Genomic DNA, 22,351 nt, shown 5'->3' with positions numbered 1-22,351 from the left:
CATATATTGTGAGAAATGTGGCATTGAGTTAGTCCTAGAGTGATACACTTAAGCATCACACTAGGATTTTAATTTAACATTATATTAACAGTGAAATTGTTAAATAGTGTTCATAATTTCTGACATTTTTATTAAGTCATCAGGGGTTTTAATCCAGCTATTGTGAGAGCCTGTCATCACGATTTCTTGGAGCTGTTTAATATCCATGACTGTATTAATAAGATTATGTTTTTTGTTGAGATATAAGTTGATAATACGATTGGATAGTTGTAGTTCTAAACTGTCCGAGGGGGAGATCTCTACCTCTGATCCGGCACTAAACAGGGTCACTTTTGCATCGCATACAAATCGAGGTTCAGCACAGTAATTGTAATTAATACTATCAGGTGCTAGCGCTGCAAATTCGGGGTATAAAGTAAAAGCTTCATCATTAACTTTTGCGTAGTCAAAACATGGGTCAACAAACACAATGTGCTCAATCGTGTCGCCGTTTTTCTGTAATAACTTTGCGACCTCTAGTACCAGTGTTGCCCCAAAGCTCCAACCAAAAAGTCGGTAAGGGCCACTTGGTTTTAACTTTTTAAGGTGGATAACATATTGCAGGGCTAGCGTTTGGAACTGGTAGTATTCATAAGCCAATGAGCCTTCGCACTTGTCTTGCGCAGCATAAATGTTGTTGAAGCAATAACAGGGTGACGAAAGTTTCGGGGCAAGCGATTGTAAGTAACTCTCAGCGCCTCCACCTCCAGGTGGAAATAAAAACCACTCAATAGGGGTATCCGTGCCATTCACTAATGCACCGACTTCTATATCGCTTAGGGTTTTTAGACTACCTTGTTCACACGCGCCAAGTGAATGTTCAACAATTTGTGTTAGCGCCGCTGCAAATGCAGTGATAAATTTTTGCGTTTGGTTGTCACCTAACTGACTTGCAAAGGTAAGTTGCAGCTGCATTTGACGCACTTGCGCATTGACTATTAATGCCATCTCGTCTCGGTTTTCTTCACTGCTTGCTTTACCAGAGTCAGCGCTTAGCATACTTATACCATTACCCTGAGTATCGCTATTGTTGTCAAGCTGTCCCAAATAATTGAAGCTTACTTTGGGCAGTTGGCTAAAAGCAAACTCGCCACGTCTTACCAGCTCACTAAAGCCAAGCCCTTTGTCTGGAATAGCCCGAAGCGTTTCTTTGCTACTAATAATCAAGGTAGACAAGTCGTCCTCATTTTTTAACGCAACGGGGAACATACTGGTAAACCAGCCAAGTGTTCTGGAAGTATCAATCTCATTGCTCAAATGTTCGCGGCCGTGGCCTTCTAATGTCAGGTGACAATAGTCTGTGGTGAAGCTGTGACACCATGCTTTGGCAAATGCACTCAGTAACAAGTCATTGATTTCAGTATTGAAACCAGCAGGCGCATGGCGTAAAAGCTGCTCGGTAAAATGCCTATCGAAGCGATGTGTAAAGTGTTGCTGTGGAGCTGTTGCATTGAGTGGCTGGTGGGTATGTAGCACATTTTTCCAGTATGGGATTTGTGGCTCAAACGGATGTTGGGCTAATACTTCTGACCACTGACGATAGCTACTTGTTTTATCTGCAAGCATGCCTCCTTGGAGCAAATTGTTGAGATCTTCAACAAACACCCGCCATGAAACACCATCGATGATTAAGTGATGGACAATTATGGCCAGTCTAGGCGCACAGGTTTCACTGTTCAGCAGGACAGGCTGCCAAAGGGCGCCACTCCCTAATTCAAAGCGCCCGTGTATATTGGTCAGTGCTTGTGCCGTTTGCTCAGCATCAAGGGAAGTCGTATCTAAGTGGATCAGCTTTGGCACAGGGCAGCTTTTGGTGCTTTGATACTGAGATTGCCATGTTTCACCTTGGCTAAACTGTGCTCGTAATATGTCATGGTGACAATGAAGCTGAGCAAGGGCATTTTCTAGTGCATCTAGTGTAATATCATGTGGCAGCGCCAGCATTATAGATTGATTAAAATGCGCTTTATGTTGGTAATGAGAGGTAAGAAACCACTGCTGAATTGGCAGAAGAGGGATCTTACCCTCAAGTTCGCCTTGCTCTGCATTGATTATTACCTGTTCACTCGTTGCTAAAAACTGACATAGTGCGTCGAGTGTGGGATAAGTAAAGATGTCTTTGGTGGATAAGGCATAACCTGCGCGCTTTAGCGCGGACATCAACTGAATACTAATAATGGAATCGCCACCAATATGGAAAAAGTTATCATCCAGCCCCACTTGCTTGAGTCCAAGTACCGCACACCAAATCTGTGCAATCTGTTTTGCTTGTGCTGTGTGTGGTATTCGGCGGTGCTGTGCGTGAGAAAACTCTGGCTCTGGCAGCGCACGAGCATCAATTTTACCATTCATTGTTACAGGTAGCGCATCTAACACCATATAGGCGCTGGGTAGCATATAACTTGGCAATAGTTGACACAGCGATTGCTCCAGTGCAGCTTCATTGAATGACTCAGTGTTTGCGAGTACTAAGTAAGCGACAATACGTTTAATTCCATCTTGCTCGTTTACCTTTATAAAGGTTGTTTTTACCTGTGGATGCTGTTTAATGGCAGCTTCAATTTCCCCAAGCTCAATACGGTAGCCGCGAATTTTAACCTGAAAATCGCTTCGGCCAACGTAGTTAAGTTGGCCATCTTCCCGCCACTTAACCAAGTCGCCCGTTTTATACATTTTGTTCCAACCATTTGCGAGATACTTAGTCGATGCGAATGGGTTAATTAAGAATGCTCGTTCAGTTAAATCTGGGCGGTGTAAATAGCGCCTCGCCATACCTGCACCGCCAATATACAGCTCTCCTGCGACACCTGGCGGCAGTAATTTACCTGTAGGTGACAACACGTAAGCAGATTTATTAGCTGTAGCACGGCCGATAGGCGCGCCTTGAGTGGTGTCATTGAGTAAACAGCATGTTGCATAGACGGTTGTTTCCGTAGGGCCATAAGCGTGATAGAGACTGAGATTGGGGGCTTGACTTTTTACTTGCTCAACCATAGTCAAGTCAGCAGCTTCACCCCCAAAGTTAATTTGTTTCAGTCCTGCGTGCACAAAAAAATCTTCGTTGGCTAAACGGTTGAATAGTGCAGTTGTGACGAAGCAGGTATCAACTTGATTTTGCAGGCAATAGTTTACGAGTTTGGTTGGATCAAGTTGGGTATGTTTGTCTATCAGATGTAACGTTGCTCCATGACAAAGCGTTACAAAGCAATCAAAAATGAAGGCATCAAAGGTAATGCTTGACAGGCTAAGCACATTGTTTAGCAAGGTAGCGTCGATAAAGTGGTCATCAGTAGCATAATTTAACAATGCTTCGTGGCTTATCTCTACGCCTTTTGGATTGCCAGTGGTTCCTGAGGTATAAATAATATATGCCAGATCAGATGGTTGAACAGGTATATTGGGCTCTACGGTGGCTTCATGTAATGGCGTGTCACTGACTAGATAGTCCAGAGCAGCTAATGGTGAGCTTGCTAGTTTATTTAGCCACTGAGACTGAGTGATCACGATTTTTGCATTACAGTCTTTGGCAATATAGTCAATTCTTGAGTCAGGAAACTCCGGTGAGATTGGAACGTAACCACCGCCAGCTTTGAGAATAGCGAGGATAGCGACAATCGAGTCCAGCTGTTTTTCGTGCATCAACAATACTGGAAAATCCCCTTGGTACTCATGACCATATATCTCAGCCTTGTAGTGCAACAGCTGCTGCGCCAGCTGACAAGCTTGCTGATTGAGCGCTTCATAACTTAAGTGTTTATCGTGGCAAACTACAGCGACTGTATCGGGGGTATTCTCGACCTGATTGCGCAGTAAATCATTGAAACTATTGAACTTGCATAGTGCACGCTCAGTGTGGTTCCATTCATTAAGAATACGAGCTTTTTCTTCAGCAGTAATTATTTCAATATGATTGTGTAGTAGGTGAGGATCTACAGCAATCTGCTCAAGGATAAGCAGTAGTTGGTTTTGTAATTGCTCTATGCGCTGAGCGCTGAGAAAATTGGCGTCATACATTAGTTCAAGTTGTAAGGTGCCTTGCTCTTTTGCGATTAACGCCAATGGGTACTCAACGTGTTCTGGCGCAGCGTCAAACTGCCAGCGAGCTTGCTGTGCCTCAGCTTGTTCGTTTTCAAGACTGGGGTAATTTTCGAAAACGACCAAGCTTTGGAATAGGCGGTTTCCGCCTTGTTGTAGCGACGCGAGTGACACATTCGCATGACTATTTAAGTCTAAAATGGCCGTTTGGATCTTCTCAAGTTGTTGCGCGATGGTGGTATCGGTAGGCCAATCAAGATAAAGCGGTAACGTATTAATATAAGCACCAACACTTTGCGCGATCCCGTCAATTGGTAAGTCACGGCCTGCGATAGTTGTACCTACCAGCGTAAATTCGTCGCGCGTATAAATTTGGATAAGCTTATGCCAAGCAAATTGAACCGCAGCATTGAGTGTGACCGAGTGTTGTTGACACACTTGTTGCAACTTACTTAACATTTCGTTTGGCAAAGTAAAATGTCGTGTCTGTGGGTCGTGGTTATGACGCAGTGTTTCTAAATCTGTTGAGTGACTAAACAAGGTATTCAGATCGTTTGCCTGTGATAAATCAGCGACATGATTTTGCCAAAAAGCTTTGGTGGCGGCTTGGTTGTCTCTTAGGTAAGCATGGGCATCTAAATAAGCATTATCCACCTGAAAAACAGGGGCTCGACCTTGTAGTAATTGCGTGTAGTTCTGGTGAACGGTCTGCATAACGAGTGGGCCGCTCCAGCCATCACAAATGCTGTGATGCTCAGTCTTTATTAAGTGATAATGGGTTTCACCGCGTTTGACCAAATGCAGGTTAAATAGTCCCGGTCTTGCAAAATTAAACGGCTGGGCGAGCGTTTCTTTTGCCAGCGCTGCGATGTGCTGCTCTTGTTCATCCTGAGCATATTGACTCATATCAATCACACTAAAGTTATCATCATCAACACAAGTGTGATTAACGATAAGCTGTAGCATGGTTTCTTCAACATCAAAGGCGCAGCGCAGTGCTGGATATTGTAGTGAGGTTAGCTGCCATGCTCGTAAGTAGAGTGAGGAGTCAATTTTGTCGAAATACTGCATCTGTGACTGCACGCGATAAGCGGTGTCTGCGGGGTTGTTAAGCTGGTGGAAGATAAAGCCTTGCTGCAAGTTTGTTGCAGGATAAACTGCGGCTAGGTCGTAGCGTGTGCAAAGTGCATCTAAATGGCTGAAGCTGATACCCGTCAGGTTATAGTCGCTCGGTGTGTGTTTGGCACCAAGCGCTTTGGTGCTCAATGCTTTATCGATCACCGCTTTAAGGCTGGCGGTGAATTGGCTTTGGAACAGAGCAAATTGTTCATCTGATAATGCTGTGGTGCAATTCAACACAAGTTGACCATGAATAATAGCTGCGTTGATATCCAACACATAATGACCGTTATTCTCGGCGGCGACTTGTTGACCAGTAATGGCCTCGGTTAAGTAGAAGTCGCCACTAGGTTGTTGCGCTTTTGTGCCACCGATTTGGCCTAAATAGTTGAATGCAACGCTTGGCAAAGCACCGGTTACCTGTTTGGCAAAATAAAACTGACCAAAAGCAACGCCGTTATCTGGTAAGTAACGCAGCTGCTCCTTAGCATTGACGATAGCGTTTTCGAGGCTTTCACCTGCATGGAGTGCCAGTGGATATAATGATGTAAACCAACCAACAGTGCGTGAATGGTCAATGTCTTCTGCAATGTGCTCACGACCATGCCCTTCAAGGGCAATAACCTGATTGTTACTACCAGTAATATGAGCAAGTGTCAGTGATAGCGCGGCAACAACAAGATCCCTAGGCTCGGTGTGATAACCCTGATTAGCCTCAAATAGCAACGGTTGCGTGAATGCAGAATCTAGTTTAATCACTCGGTTTTTCGGTGTGCTCTTGGCTGTTAAGTGCGTTTGGCAAGTATCAAGTACTTCCTGCCAGTAGTTAATTTGTTCAGATTGAACCTGTGCATATTGGGCTAAGGTCTCAACCCACTGGCGATAACTTGAGGTTTTTTGTGCTAATTTTTTGCCTTGATAAAGGCTATTTAAATCCTCAATTAGGATCCGCCAAGAGACAAAATCAATGATCAAGTGATGGAAGGCCAGTACCAATACATCTTGGCCTTGGCGTTTGACGCGAATTGGCTGCCATAACGGGCCTGAATTTAACGCAAACTGTGATTGCAAACGGGTTAACTGTTTGGCAAGTTCATCGTCACTGAGTGTATCTGCATCGAGCCTAGCCAAAGGCGCCATGGTGCTATTTTGTTGGTACTGTTGGGTAAAGTGCGCTGTCTTTTGATTGAACACTAGGCGAAGCACATCGTGTTGCTCAGCCAATGCGGACAAGAGTTCGACTAATTGCTCGTCACTGATTGTATTTGGCATTACAGTGGCAAAAGTTTGGGCAAAATGTGCGGGATGAGCAAACTGATTGGCAAAGAACCACTGCTGGATAGGCAGCAGATCGAACTCGCCTTCAAGCTGGCCTTGTTCGGTTTTTATCTCAACCTGCTTATCGCCATTGGCATTGATAAGTTTTGCCAGCCGCGCCGGAGTTGGGGCGGCAAATATCTCTTTAACTTGTACCGTTAATCCAGCTTCTCTTAAGCGTGAAACCAGCTGAATACTGACAATAGAGTCGCCGCCGATTTGGAAGAAGTTATCCTCAATGCCGACTTGCTCAAGACCAAGTACCTGCTGCCAAATTTCACAAAGCTGGGTTTCTAAAGCATTGCGCGGTGCCACATAGTTGTTATCGGCTTGAAGCTCTGGTGCAGGCAGAGCCTTACGGTCAAGCTTGCCGTTACCGGTGAGTGGAATATGTTCAACTAGGGTAAAGTGACTGGGCACCATGTACTCTGGTAATGCAGCACTCAGGGCAAGCTTTAACTCGGTAATTTCAAGAGTAGACTCTGCAACAAGGTAGGCGGCCAATGCTTTGCCTTGCGGTGCAGGTACATCAATCACCACGGCGTTTTGTACGCCTTGCTGATTGGCAATGGCAGCGGCAATTTCACCTAATTCAACGCGATAACCACGGATTTTTACCTGCTCATCGTTACGACCGAGATACACCAAGTCGCCGTTGTCTAGGAAACGGGCTAGATCACCGGTTTTGTAGAGTTTGCTATGGGCGGGGTCATGACTAAACGGGTTATCAATAAAGCGCTCGGCATTAAGCTCAGGGCGATTTAAGTAACCGCGGGCAACCCCAAGACCTGAAATATACAACTCACCCGGTGCGCCAATAGGCATGGGCTGGAGCGACTCAGATAATACATGAAGATTAACGTTAGGATAGGCTTTACCTATGCCTTGATGAAGGCGAGGGTACGCTTGTGCCAGCATCGCACCGACAGTGGTTTCCGTGGGGCCATATTCGTCGAAGATAGCATTAACATGGCCGCTTAAGGCGTCAATGGCCTGCTCAGTCAGTGCTTCACCGCCAAGCATTAGGGTATCAACGTGAGCATCGCTGCCAGGCAATAGCGCCATGGCAAGACTCGGTGTGGTTTTTACAAAACCAATATTCGCGGCGCTGAGGTGAACTCTAAAGGCGGCAGCATCAAGAATATCTCCCTCATAGACACACACGGTTTGCCCCGCGAGGAGCGGACATAAGGTGGTCGTGACTGACAGGTCAAAACAGTAGTTAGACGAAAAGTCGATGTTACGATACTTATCCCCTAACTGGTGGGTTAAGGCATGAAGATAATAAAGCACATTGTACTGAGTGAGCATCACGCCTTTGGGTTGTCCGGTTGTTCCTGAGGTGTAGATGATATAAGCCAAGTTAGCCAACGCCGTTGGACGCACTAAGTTCTTGTGCTCTACCGCCAATGAATGGGTGTTTACGCACAGCGCCTTCGCGCCGAGCACCGCTGCTTTTCTAAGCACAGGATTAAGTGAGGGTAAGTGACTTTCCTGCGTTAGCACCAAGTCGGTATTGGTGTCGGTTAAAATAAATTCAATCCGAGCTTCGGGGTAGTCTGGTGAAACAGGGACATAGGCACCACCGGCTTTGAGCACAGCCAACATAGCAATGAGCATCTCGCTGCTGCGAGAAAAGTAAAGCGCGATAGGGGTATCGGCAGGCAATAGGCCAGCTTGGGCTTTGGGGTGCAGAGCAATGATGTGGTTGGCAAGGGCATTGGCTTTACCGTTTAGCTCGGCATAAGACAGCGCGTCACCGCTGCTGGTTAATATGGCTGTGTGTTCAGGGTGACTCGCGACATGCTGCTCCACGATGCTTGCCAGATCTGTATCGCTGGCAAATAACTCGGCGTTGTCGTGCCAAGTACGAAGTGTGTCAGTCTCCAATTTATTTTGTAGCGCTACTTTTGCAAGTGGCTGTGCGGTTCTGGCGATTACCTGATCGATAATATTAATAAAGCGCTCAGCAAGGGTTGCGATCCAGTCACTGGGAAATAGTGCGGTGGCGTAGTTAATATCACCAAATACTTCTTCGTCACCATTTTGTAGCAGTAAACTAATGTCGAACTTCGCGACTTTATGGAGCGCTTTTATTTGTGACTCATCCACAGGCGTAAATAGCTGTTGACTGTTGTCATCACTATTATTTTTAAACTGCTCAAGTGAAAACATCATCTGAAATAGCGGATGGCGAGACGGATCTCGTTGTAATTTCAGAGCGTCGACCAATTTATCAAATGGTAAATCTTGGTGTGCTTTGGCCGCTTTTAGAGTTTGGTGCACTTGTTGCACTAAGGCATTAAAGTCGAGTGCGTTATCAATATGAACTGGCAGGGCTAAGCTATTGACCAAAAAGCCAATAAGATTTTGCGTCTGACTTAGATGGCGGTTGTCAGATGGGGTGCCGATGACTAAGTCTGACTGACCACTGGTCGCCTGTAAGGTCAGTGCCCAGCTGCTAAGCAGCACAACATAAAGGCTAGTTTGCTGCTTTTTGGCTATGGTCTTTAAGGCTTCGCTTCTTTCCTTACCCAAATGAATACGATGATCGGCACCGCGATATTGGTATTCCTTTGGCCGTGGTAGGGGTGAGTGTAATTCGAGCTGCTCAGCGCCTGAGAGCGCCTCAGTCCAGTGCGCTAAAAGCGTAGTTAAGGTATCGCCGCTGAGGTACTCGCGCTGCCATTTGGCGTAATCCTTGTACTGTAACTCAAGCGTTGGTAGCTCAGGCGTTTTGCCTGAAGCTAACATAAAATAGGCTTGATGTAGTTCACGCATAAAAATTTCTGTAGACCAACCATCAAACGCAATGTGATGCCACATAAATAGCACGTAACGTTCAGCGCCCAACGTCCAACAGCAAACCTTGAACATAGGCTCATCAGCTAAGTTAAATGGTGTACTGATCGCTTTTTTCACAGCCGAATTAAGCGCCGCTAAGTCAGCCACTGAGCTCGGCGCAATATCAATACTGGCGCTCAATACCTCTTGATAGTCATGGCCTTGCTCATCTTGACGATAGACACTACGAAGTACTTGATGTCTATCTAACACGATACTTAGCGCGTTTGCTAAATGTGTCAGTTCGGTGTGCTCAGAGAGTCTCACCAAAAAGGGAATATGATAAGCGCTGGTGCCACTTTCTAAGCGTTCGATAAAGAGTAACCGCTCTTGCGCAAACGAAAGCGGATAGCGGTTTAATTCTGGTAATGTGTTAAACGCATCCTTTGAAAAAACTGCTTTTGCTTCAAGGTAATCCATTAACTGCGTTTTGTTTGATTTTAACTTTGCAATAAGCGCTGCATCTGGCGCTTGCGCGCCAAATGACAGCTCTAGTCCACCATCTTGCAACCAGATTGAGAGATTGTGATCTTTGAGTTCAGCGAGCAATGACAACATGGCTAAATCCTCATGCTATTAGTTTGTTCTTGTTGTGATCCCGAGCCTGCTTTGATCTCGATATCGGCGCTCAGTGTTTCTAGGTTGTCGACGATTGCGGCAATATGGGTATGCTCAAACAAAGCCGAAATTGGGATGTTTAAATCCAGCTCCTTATTACACGCATTCATCAACCGGATAGCCGAGATAGAGTCACCGCCGATTTGGAAGAAATTATCCTCAATGCCGACTTGCTCAAGACCAAGTACCTGCTGCCAAATCTCACAAAGCTGGGTTTCTAAAGCACTGCGCGGTGCCACATAGAGGTTATCGGCTTGAAGCTCTGGTGCGGGCAGAGCCTTACGGTCAAGCTTGCCGTTACCGGTGAGTGGAATATGTTCAACTAGGATAAAGTGACTGGGTACCATGTACTCAGGTAACGCAGCACTTAGGGCAAGCTTTAACTCGGTAATTTCAAGAGTAGGCTCTGCAACAAGGTAAGCAGCCAATGCTTTGCCTTGCGGTGCAGGCACATCAATCACCACGGCGTTTTGTACGCCTTGCTGATTGGCAATAGCAGCGGCAATTTCGCCTAATTCAACGCGATAACCACGGATTTTTACCTGCTCATCGTTACGACCGAGATACGCCAAGTCGCCGTTGTCTAGGAAGCGGGCAAGGTCACCGGTTTTGTAGAGTTTGTTATGGCCGGGGTCATGACTAAACGGGTTATCAATAAAGCGCTCGGCATTAAGCTCAGGGCGATTTAAGTAACCACGGGCAACCCCAAGACCTGAAATATACAACTCACCCGGTGCGCCAATAGGCATGGGCTGGAGCGACTCAGATAATACATGAAGATTAACGTTAGGATAGGCTTTACCTATGCCTTGATGAAGGCGAGGGTACGCCTGTGCTAGCATCGCACCGACAGTGGTTTCCGTGGGGCCATATTCGTCGAAGATAGCATTAACATGGCCGCTCAAGGCGTCAATGGCCTGCTCAGTCAGTGCTTCACCACCAAGCATTAGGGTATCAACGTGAGCATCGCTACCAGGTAAGAGTGCCATGGCAAGACTCGGTGTGGTTTTTACAAAACCAATATTCGCGGCGCTGAGATGAGCTCTAAAGGCGGCAGCATCAAGAATATCGCCTTCATAGACACACACGGTTTGCCCCGCGAGGAGCGGACATAAGGTAGTCGTGACTGACAGGTCAAAACAGTAGTTAGACGAAAAGTCGATGTTGCGATACTTATCCCCTAACTGGCGGGTTAAGGCATGAAGGTAATAAAGCACATTGTGCTGAGTAAGCATCACGCCTTTTGGTTGTCCGGTTGTTCCTGAGGTGTAGATGATATAAGCCAAGTTAGCCAAAGCCGTTGGACGCACTAAATTCTCATGCTCCACTGCCAGCGCATGGGTGTTTACGCACAGCGCCTTCGCGTCGAGCACCGCTGCTTTTCCAAGCATAGGGTTAAGCGAGGGTAAGTGACTTTCCTGCGTTAGCACTAAGTCGGTATTGGTGTCGGTTAAAATAAATTCAACCCGAGCTTCGGGGTAGTCTGGTGAAACAGGGACATAGGCACCACCGGCTTTGAGCACAGCCAACATAGCAATGAGCATCTCGCTGCTGCGAGAAAAGTAAAGCGCGATAGGGGTATCGGCAGGCAATAGGCCAGCTTGGGCTTTGGGATGCTGAGCAATGATGTGGTTGGCAAGGGCATTGGCTTTACCGTTTAGCTCGGCATAAGACAGCGCGTCACCGCTGCTGGTTAATATGGCTGTGTGTTCAGGGTGACTCGCGGCGTGCTGCTCCACGATGCTTGCCAGATCTGTATCGGTGGCAAATAACTCGGCGTTGTCGTGCCATTGACTGAGCGTTGCCTGCATTTGCTTATTAACCAAGCTAATGCTTTGATGGCGTTGTGTTAGCCGCTCCCCCAGCTGAATCAAAATGGCTTGCACTTGGTCAAGGATCCATTCTGCCCGCGCCGCGCTTAACCACTCAGCGTTGTAGTGCATTACAAAGTCTAAGCGGTCTGACTCGCTTTGAGCCACCACAGAAAGTGGATAGTCACCTTTTTCTATTGATTCTCTGAACTTCCAGCTGCCAGTATTTTCTGGAGTCGGGTAGTTTTCAAATACAAAGAGGGTATGGAACAAGCGCTGACCATCACGCTGTAATTTCGACAAGCTCATGTCGCTGTGGCTATTGAGTGCAGCCACGCCTTTTTGAATCGCTTTGAGGATGTCATTGCAGCTTGCGTCTGCTTGCCAATTCACCACTAAAGGTAAGGTGTTGATGAATAAACCGACTGCTTGTTCAATCCCATTGACTGGAATTTCACGGCCAGATACGGTGCTGCCAACAATCGTTTGGTTATCACCAGAATAGGTTTGCAGTAACTTATGCCAAGCAAATTGCAGTGCCACGTTGAGGGTGACGCCAGCTTGCTGACAAGTATGTTGTAGTGACCTAAATGCCTCACCTTGAAGGCTAAACTGTACCGATTGCACTTGCTCAACAATTCGACTTTGCGACAAGTCATACTGGCCACCAAGCAACAAGTTTATATCGTTTGCGGTATTAAAGTCAGCTTGTTGCTGCTGCCAGTAAGCCTGCGTTTTCTTTGCATTTTTAAGATAATAAGCTTGCGCTTCTAAATAGGTTTGCTGCGTTTGCACCTCAGGCGTGTTGCCATCACAAAGTTGGCGATAATATCCCGCAACCGCTTGCAGCATTAACGGTCCACTCCAGCCGTCATTAATGACATGGTGCTCGGTTTTGATAAGCGTGTAGAGGTTTTCACCACGCTTAAATAAGCTAAAGCGAATAAGCCCCGGTTGGCTTAGGTCAAACGGTATTTGTCTGTCTGCGGCTTGTGCCTCTTGAATAGCTTGCTGTTGGCTGTGCTCGTCAAGAGATGACAGATCTGTGATGGTAAAGTGACTGTCGTCAATACTGGCATCGCGACACACCACTTGAAGTAGGCACTCTTGCCAATCAAAAGCGGTGCGAAGAATTGGAAAGCGAACCGACGCTAAGCGCCAAGCATGAATAAAATGCTCAACCTCTAGTGCTTGCTCAATATCCATGACGAGTTGCACCCGATAGGCGTCATCCGTTGGGAAGTTTACGGCATGATAGATAAAGCCTTGCTGTAAACTATTAGCAGGGTAAAGCGCTTCAATATTATAGCGCTTGCTCAGCGCTTGATAATGGTCATAAGACAAATCATTTAACCCCAAGTCGCTTGGGGTTTGCTGCGGCGCTTGCGCGGCTAGTTCACAGCTTGCATTGATGACCTGGCGAAGCGCCATTTCAAAGTGCTCAACAAATGCCAACGACTGCGATGGGGTTAACCTTGAAACTACATCAAAGTGAAGCGCAGTACCGCGAACTGCACCATTGATGTTGAGTAGTAGTGTGTTATCAGCCTGAGCGTTCGCCTTAGTCATCACATAACCTGCATGAGTATCATCGAGCTGCCAGTCTTGGTTTTGCTGCTGCTGATTCAATTGACCTAAGTAGTTAAAGCTCACTTGCGGGCGGATTGCACTGACTTTATCTGCTTGTACAAAAGCGCCATAGCCTACGCCTTTATCTGGAATATGGCGCAGTATTTCTTTGGTGTTTGCGATGGTTGTAATAACGTCGCTGTGGTGTTCAAGACGCACTGGATACATACTGGTAAACCAACCTAAGGTTTGTGACACATCCAAGCAGGGGTCGATATTTTCTCGGCCATGGCCCTCAAGTTGAATGTGATTGACGCTACTTTCAAATGTGCTGCACAGAGCAATATTGAGGGCAGCCAGCAGCAAGTCGTTTATCTCAGTGTTTAAACCCAGATTGGCCTCTCGTAGCAGCTTAGCGGTTGTTTCTTGTTCTAACATGATGCTGTGCTGTGAGTGTGCTGAGTAAGTAGGTTGGCTGGTAAATCCTTGTTGTACTTGTTGCCAGTAATACGCCTGCTCTGGGTGAGTTGCAGGGTAGGCGGCAATGGCATCTACCCATTGACGGTAACTGGTAAGCTTGTCTGTTAGTGCTTTGCCACTCAATAAGGTTTGTAAGTCTTGGCTTAGCACGCGCCACGATACGACATCAATAATGACGTGGTGGAAGGCAAAAAACACCTGATTGCCCAGTGCAGTTTTTACTAACGCTGCTTGCCACAATGGGCCATTAAATAAATCAAAGTGGCTTTGCAGTTTGGTCAGTTCGTCAAACAATACACTGTTACTTAGCTCGGTTGCATCAAGTAATGGCACTTCAAACTCAATTGCCTCTTGGTACGCTTGTTTTATCCCGTTGCTGGTCTGAACAAAGTGACAACGTAGCATGTCATGATGTGCGCTCAGCGCTTGAATTGCTTGTGTCAGTGCATAATGTTCAATGTGCTTCGGCAAGTTAAGAGTAAATGCTTGGTTCCAATGATTTGGATCTGGTAGCGCCAAATCAAAAAACCACTGTTGGATTGGCAGTAGTGCAAACTCGCCACTTAACGCGCCTTGCTCTGTACGTAGCTCAATGGTGTCGTTACTAACATGTTGAATGAGATAAGCTTGCGCTGCGATATTTGGGGCATCAATGATGTCTTTAACCTGGAGGTTAAAACCAGCTTTACGTAGCGCAGACACAAGTTGAATACTGACAATAGAGTCGCCACCGACTCTAAAGAAGTCATCGTTGACACCCACCTGTTCTAATCCCAGTACTGACTGCCAAATACTGCATAGTTGCTTTTCTAATTCGCTGCTGGGTGCTTGATAATTGTCTTCATCCACTACGGTGGGAGTAGGCAGTTTTTTGTGATCAAGCTTACCATTGTTATTAACCGGTAATGCCGACATGATTTCAAAGTAGCTTGGGATCATATAGCTTGGTAAAACCTGAGCCAGCTCCTGCTTTACGGCAGTTAAGTCTAGTTCGCCGTTCTCCGGCACGATATAAGCGGCAAGCTGCTTGTTGCCAGCTTGCTCGAATACCACCACGGCAGCCACTTTGATTTGTGCCAATTCATTCAGTTGTGCTTCTATTTCAGAAAGCTCAATTCTAAACCCGCGGATCTTCACTTGGTGGTCATTACGGCCTAAAAACTCTAACGCCCCTGATTCAGACCAACGTGCTAAATCCCCTGTTTTATAAAGTTTATCCAGCCCAAGTTGTTTGGCCTTTTCGCTTGCAAATGGATTATCGATAAAGCGCGACGCCGTCATCTCTGGTTTATTCAGATAACCGCACGCAAGTCCGGCACCTGCGATAAATATCTCGCCTGTAGCTCCATGAGGTACAGGGTTTTGGTATTTGTCTAACAACAGTACTTGGCGATGATTGATGGCTTGACCAATGGGGACTGGACCGTCAACCTCGGCACACGGATAAAACGCAGTAAATGTGGTGCTTTCAGTTGGCCCATAACCATTAACAATCAGCTCTGGTCGAGCGCTTCTGGCAAGAATACTCTTCACTATGCTTGGAGTGATAGCTTCACCGCCTGTGATAACACAGCGCACATGGTCATAGATAGTTGGCTGTTGTAAATACAGTGAATCAAATAATGTTCGCGTTAACCAAAGCACACTTACGCTGTGCTGTTTGATTAATCTCGATAGGCTGTCAGGCTCAGCACCTTGTTGTGCACCTGCTACGACCAATTTGCAGCCGTTTATCAGCGGTGTCCAGATTTCAAACGTGGCGGCATCAAAATTTGGATTAGATAGATGAATAAATACATCGTCTTCAGAGGTATTTAGTAAGTCGGTATTTTGCACCAAAGAAACAACACCACGATGGGGTACGACCACACCTTTTGGTTCGCCCGTTGTGCCCGATGTGTAGATCACATAAGCTTCAGTGTGTGCGTTTGCATCTGTTAATACAGGTTGTGCGTCAGCGAGCACTAGGCTATCCAAACAGGTGATTTGTGGGTGAGCTTGACAACTTGAAACCAGCGCCGCAATGCGTGGGCGCAGTTCACTTTGGGTCAAGATAAGGCCGAGTTGAGTATCGCTGAGCATATATTCGATGCGCTGATCTGGGTAATCAGGGTTCAGCGGCACATATGCACATCCGGCCTTTAAAATCGCGAGCTTCGCCACAACCATATCGACAGAGCGCTGACAGAATAGCCCAACAAAGCGCTGGCTAGCACTAAGGTCTACATGATCTTTAATGTAGGCGGCAAGCCTATTCGCATTTTGTTCTAATTCTTGATATGTCAGCTGTGTTTCGTTCTCAACCAGCGCGATTCGCATCGGTGTTTTTTGTGCTTGCTGAGTAACCAATTCATGGATTGTCGCGTGCAAATAATCCGCATGCTCATCTACTTCAACCATTGGCACTCGCTCATCAGCACTTAACAAAGAAATTTGACTATGCGGCTGGTGTTCATCAGCAATCATGGCATCTAACACCAATGTCATCTGGCAGAGCAATCGCTGTGCTTTACTCGGTGCTAGCATGGTTTCGCAAAAGCTTAATTTGAGTAATAAAATGTCTTGCTGTTCAACGACACTGATGGTGAGCGGGTAGTCTACTTTCTCAATCATTTTATCGAATGACCACTTGAGTACATCTTGCCCCGCTGGCGTTGGGTAGTTTTCAAATACAAATAGACTGTTGAACAGGCGAGTATTTGGCTCCTGTAGCTGTGACAGTGAAACGCTACTGTGGCCGTTAAGCTCAGCAATTTTGTCTTTCAAAGCGCTCAGCTGGGTGGTAATACTGGCGTCTTCTTGCCATTCCAGTGCCAGTGGCAAGGTGTTGATGTATAAGCCAACACTGGCATGGATCCCATCAACCGGTAACTCACGACCAGAAACTGTCGTACCGACAATGGTTTGCTCAGCATCGCAGTAGTATTGCAATAATTTATGCCAAGCAAACTGCATCAATACATTCAATGTTAGTCCTTGTTGCTTAGCAAACGATTTAAGTTGCTGATAACGCTCTGAGGAGAGCTTTAACTCCCTTGCCGCTGCTTGTTTGATTTGTGAAGAGCCGGATTGGTCAATATTTTTGCTTAATAATCGATTGATATCATTGGGCTCAGCAAATTTTGCTTTTTGAGTCTGCCAATACGCGTCGCTAGATTTTTGGTTTTGCTGGTACAGCGCCTGCGTTTGTAGGTACGCAGTTTCTTCTTCTACTATCACCGGCTCGCCGTTAACGAGCTTGCCATAGTTTTGGTGCACGGTTTGTAACATTACCGGAAAGCTCCAACCATCGCTGATACTATGGTGCTCTGCTTTAATCAAGGTGAAGTGTGTAGCGCTGCGTTTAACGATAGCAAAGCGCATTAATCCAGGTTTAGTGAGGTCAAATGGCGTATGGCGATCATCGTGTATTAATTTATCTATACGTGCTTGTTGCTCGATTTGGCCTAATGTACTGAAGTCGTAAAAGCCAAAGTGATCTGGAGTGAACCCAGCTCCTCCTTTGATCACTTGAATAATTTCATTATCCCAGTTAAATGCGGTACGTAGTGCTGGGTAGCGCATTGAAGCCAGTATCCAAGCTTGTTGGTAAGCATCAATGTCGAGCGCTTGATGGTAATCAATCACTAATTGGACGCGATAAGCATCGTCGTTAGGCTGGGCAAGGTGATGATAAACAAAGCCTTTTTGCATGCTGTTGGCATCATAAATAGCACGGATCTCAGAGGCTCTTTTGCGCTCTGTCGCGAGGAGTTGTTCAAAGTCCTGCTCGGAAAAAACCTGCTGCGACTTAAGATAGTCAAGTAATACGGTCTTATTTGCTTTGAGGTAGTCAACCCACTGTTGGCTGAGTCCTTGTTCACCGTGGACAATCTTCAACTTGTCTACGTTGGCCCAAAGCGCAATATTATCCTTTGCAAGTGATTGGCATAAATTCAACATGGTTTATATCTCTAATTCTTGTGTTTTTTCAGACTGAGTTGAGGTGTGTTCTTGTGGTGTTTCATGTAGCTGAGATTGCAATGCGGTGAGTTGCTCCTGTGAAAGGGACTCGGCACCAAAGTCACTCGGTGTACTTACTCCACCGTGGGCTTTAGCCTCAAGCGCTACCTCAATCACTTCATGTAATGCGTGTGTTAAATGACGTGAAAATGCCTCGGTAAGATTGCCATCAAGCAAGGAATCTACCTTTATTCTCAGCAGTTCCCCTTGAACTAGTGCATTGATATCGAGAAGTAAATTTGAGCTGTTCTGAGCTGAACTTGTCTCAGTTTGTAGCTGGTTGTCTATCTGCCATAGCGCATCACTTTGCCTGCCCATTTGACCTAGGTAATTAAAACTGATGCTTGGCAATGTTAAGCTGGTGTCTTGCAGTTGTGCACAACCAAAACCAAGTCCTTTGTTCGGGATTTGGCGCAGGGCCTCTTTGACATCAATAATGGTGTCGCCCAGGGTGCGCTGTTGTGTCAGCCGTAGTGGATATAAACAGGTGAACCAACCGAGAGTTTGGTTAATGTCAACATCATCGCGCCACATTTCACGGCCATGGCTTTCAAGGGTAACGGCGTGCTGAGTTTGTCTAAATGTTTTACTCAACGCTTGGCATAATGCCGCTAGTAGTAACTCTTCACTTTGGGTATTAAACCCAGCGTTGGCGTTACGCAGTAAGTGAGTCGTAGCTTTTGCGTCTAATTCCAACCAAACTGTTGAAGGAGTGGCTGCCATAACTGGTGGATAGCTAGGCAAGTTGGTTGCTACACGTTGCCAAAATGTCATTTCTTGAGGGTGTGCCGCAGGATAAGACTGCATCATCTCAACCCATTGACGATAACTGGTACGTTTAGCGAGCAGCTCTCCACGCTCTAGCAGTGTTTGCAGATCTTGGGCAATGATCCGCCAAGAAACGGCATCTATAATTAAGTGATGCAGCGCAAAGTGAAGTAGGTCATATTCTTCACAAAATGCTTGGATATGCGTGACGTGCCAAAGCGGGCCGTGACAAATATCAAACTGACTTTGTCGTTTGTTTAGTTCGGTAACAAGTATAGGAGACTGGCCACCCAGGGTATCAAGCGCTGCCATCGTGCTAGTATCGCGATATTCTTGGCTAATATGGCCTTCAAATTCCATAAAAGTTGTGCGCAACATATCGTGTTGTTCACTCAAACTATGTAATGCTTCTTGCAGTTGAGCGTGGCTATAACCAGTTGGGATTCGAATGGCGAAGGCTTGGTTCCAGTGGTTTTCATCAGGTAATTCCTTATTGAAAAACCACTGTTGTATTGGCAGTAAATCAAAACGCCCAGTTAATAGCCCCTGTTCTTGTATGACTTCGCGTTGAGTTGCCTGCACACTGAGAATGCGTTTACTCAGCGTGTATGCTGTTGGACAGTCAAAAATATCTTTAACTTGTAGCTCAATACCTTGCTTTCGGAGTGAGGCAACGAGCTGAATTGTCAAAATTGAGTCGCCGCCGATGGCAAAAAAGTCGTCTTTGGTACTGACCTTTTCAATCCCCAGTAATGATTTAAATGCCTCGCATAGCAGGGCTTGGGTTTCATCCTCTGGCGCAACGTATTCGTTTTGGCTTGTAAGCACGGGCTCAGGCAAGGCTTTGCGGTCTAACTTACCGTTACCGGTTAGTGGAATTTCAGCCAGTTCTGTCCAAGTTTTCGGTAGCATGTAATTAGGAAGCGCTTGTGATACTTGTGCTTTGACTTGCTCAATTTGGCCGATAAATTCAGGGTTAAACTTCAAGTAAGCGGCCAGGTATGGGATGTTTTGTAAGGTGCGGTCAATAACTACAGCTTGGGCGACTTCAGGCAGTTGGTTGAGTACGCCTTCGATTTCACCAAGCTCGATGCGATAGCCTCGGATCTTCACTTGGTTGTCGTTGCGACCAATATACTCCAGTTCTCCATCCGGTAAGCGCCGTGCCAAATCGCCTGTTTTATAGAGTCTGGCACGGTTTTGTTGAACATCTTGCTCGGTTGCATATGGGTTGCTAATAAAGCGTGTTTGGGTTAACTCTTCACGGTTTAAATATCCCCGAGCTAGACCGGCTCCGCCAATATATAACTCTCCGCTTGCGCCGGGTTCGACTAATTGCAATTTGCTGTTTAATACGTAGGCTTTCATATCAGCAATCGGTCTGCCAATGTGTGACGCCTTAGAGCTAGAGTGCTGTTGCAATGCTTTATAAGTTACATGGACGGTGGTTTCTGTGATCCCATACATATTGACTAGTAGAGGCTGTTCATCGCCATAGTGATGCCACCATGGGTTGAGCATTTCAGGGTTAAGCTTGTCGCCACCAAAAATCACATATCTCAATTGGTTAAAGTTTAATTTGGCACGAAGGGCGGCGGCACTAAATTCGTAAAAGGCTGCAGGCGTTTGATTGAGTACGGTAATGTGATTGGTTGAGCAATACTGTGCAAATGCTTCAAAATCACGAATAAGGCGGTTGTCAGGAATACACAGTTGGCCGCCATACAGTAGTGCCCCCCACATTTCCCAAACACTAAAGTCGAAGGTATAGGCATGATATAAGACCCATACGTCTTGGTGGTTAAAGCCATAGTCTTTTGCGGTTGCACTAAACAACCTGGCAACATTTTCGTGGGTTTGCATTACGCCTTTTGGTTTGCCTGTCGTACCCGAGGTATAAATGATATAGACCAAATCTTTCGGCGACTGATTGATTTTTGGCGCTTCATTGCACTGTTGCTGGGGAGCAAGTGGTGTAACTAATGGACAAGTCACCTGCGCCACATGACATTTATCTTGCGCTGCCGCGTACTGCTGTTCATCGACTAGTAATAGACTTGGGTTGGTATCGCTCAAAATAAAGGTTGTTCGCTCGCTGGCATGATCAGGAGATATTGGCACATAAGCCGCACCCGCTTTAGTCACCGCGATAATTGCAATTAGCATCTCAATAGAAGGCTGCATATACAGCGCAATTAACGTATCTGCGCTAAGTGGTTGTTGATACTCAGACTGGTATTGGTCTCGTAAATACAGAGCAAGGGCATTGGCTCTGGCGTTCAGGGTTTGATAATCAATAGACTGCGTTTGGGTTCGTAGTGCAATCCGATGCGGGTGCTCGATTGCCGCTTTCTCAAACCATTGATTTAGGGTGATATCTGAGAAGAAGGTTTTATTTTCTTGGTTGCTGCGTGCCAAAATAAGCTGTTGCTCTGCCTCATCAAGTACGGGAAGTTCGGCCACATTTATATCACTTGAGTGGGTAAGTAATTCAATAAAGCGTGCTTGAATATCGGTGATCCGTGTCATGGCGACACGAGAGAACACAGATTTTGCCGCGACCACTTTGCGGCACAGGCCGCCTTCTGTTTCAAAGTGGGTAAACTCGATATCAAATTGAGAAACACCAGGCTCAATAGATACGCCTTTAACGAGAGTGTTACCTGTCGCACCTAGAGTCAGTTCATACCCCTGACGACCAATCATCAACGGGGTGATCCCCGGACGAATACCATTGCTTTTTAGTCTGGCTAAGTAGTTACAGGTGACATTAATATGTTTTGCAGCGTCTTTATTGCTGTTACCAGAGAGTAATAACTGCGTCAGCTGGTTACTGACTTCATTGATAAGCGACGCGCCACTGTATTGCTCAATATCGCAAATAGAAACCGTTTCCACGTCAGAGTAGTGACCCAAAATTGCTCGCGTTTTTCGGGTACGACGAGCCATTGGAATACCAATGGTTAAGTCGGTTTGTCCGGTAGTATGAAATAAAGTCAAAAAGACACTGGCGAGCACCACGCTAAAGCTGGTCACGCCAGCTTGAGCGGCGGCCTGCTTTACTTGTTTCAATGCCTGCGGATTTTCTTCGCGAAAGGCAATACCGTCGTAATGGTGTTTGAGTGCCTCGGTATTACTTTGATAAAAGTCGATTGGATAGAGCGCTTGGTTTTCTGATTTGCTGTCGCGGGATGGCTTCTTTTCAAACATCACGTTGTAATCAAGTGGTGCAAGGTTAAGCTCCGTGTTATCAAGCACCGCCTCAATACAAGCGAGTAAGTCACTCATGAGCACTTGCAGCGCCCACTGGTCACAATTGATGTGATGACCTTTAATGATCAGTAACAGTCTAGTGTCAGATCCACAAACATAAAACTGAAAGGTTTCTTTTTCGATATTGATAGCCTGTTCAATTATTGTCTTAGCGGTGTCAGCATCAGTGTGTGAAATGAATTCTGGCGCAATATCAAGTAATAAAGGTGGCGTGGTGAGTAACTCCAGTTGCGGCTCATTTTTTGTGTCATTGATGCAGCTTGACAAGATAGGGTGGCGTAAAAATAAAAGATCGAGAGCTTGTTGTAATACCGGCTTGTTAAGCTCGCCGGTAAATGTCACGGCACAAGCGATATTATAAACCGGGTTGGCCAAATCAAGTTGTTGCGCTTGCCATACGTGAAGCTGTCTTGTTGAAAGAGGCTTGAAGTTGGCGTTAATAGACAGTGAGTTCATTACGTTATCCTTTTTTCGCT

At 46.1% G+C, this 22,351-nt stretch carries 3 protein-coding genes; all 3 read right to left on the bottom strand.

The window, feature by feature from the left end:
* Positions 1–99: 99 nt before the first annotated feature.
* Genes F9Y84_RS04865 through F9Y84_RS04855 form a run of 3 tightly spaced genes read right to left on the bottom strand, consistent with a single transcriptional unit; the run spans position 100 to position 22,331 of the window.
* Positions 100–9,912 carry a non-ribosomal peptide synthetase gene (locus F9Y84_RS04865; protein ID WP_168756745.1) on the bottom strand — a complete coding sequence of 3,271 codons (9,813 nt, stop codon included), beginning with the start codon at positions 9,910–9,912 and terminating at the stop codon, positions 100–102.
* Between the two features lie 2 nt (positions 9,913–9,914).
* Positions 9,915–17,774, bottom strand: coding sequence for a non-ribosomal peptide synthetase (locus tag F9Y84_RS04860; RefSeq protein ID WP_168756744.1), 7,860 nt, complete (start codon positions 17,772–17,774; stop codon positions 9,915–9,917).
* A gap of 3 nt (positions 17,775–17,777) precedes the next feature.
* A complete protein-coding gene (locus tag F9Y84_RS04855) occupies positions 17,778–22,331 on the bottom strand; it encodes a non-ribosomal peptide synthetase (RefSeq protein WP_147390330.1) in 4,554 nt (1,517 codons plus the stop codon).
* Between the last annotated feature and the right edge of the window lie 20 nt (positions 22,332–22,351).

This window comes from Pseudoalteromonas peptidolytica, assembly GCF_012641745.1.
Classification (GTDB): Bacteria; Pseudomonadota; Gammaproteobacteria; order Enterobacterales; family Alteromonadaceae; genus Pseudoalteromonas; species Pseudoalteromonas peptidolytica.
Note: the sequence above shows the minus strand (reverse complement) of the source record. Positions and strands in the feature narration are given on the sequence as shown.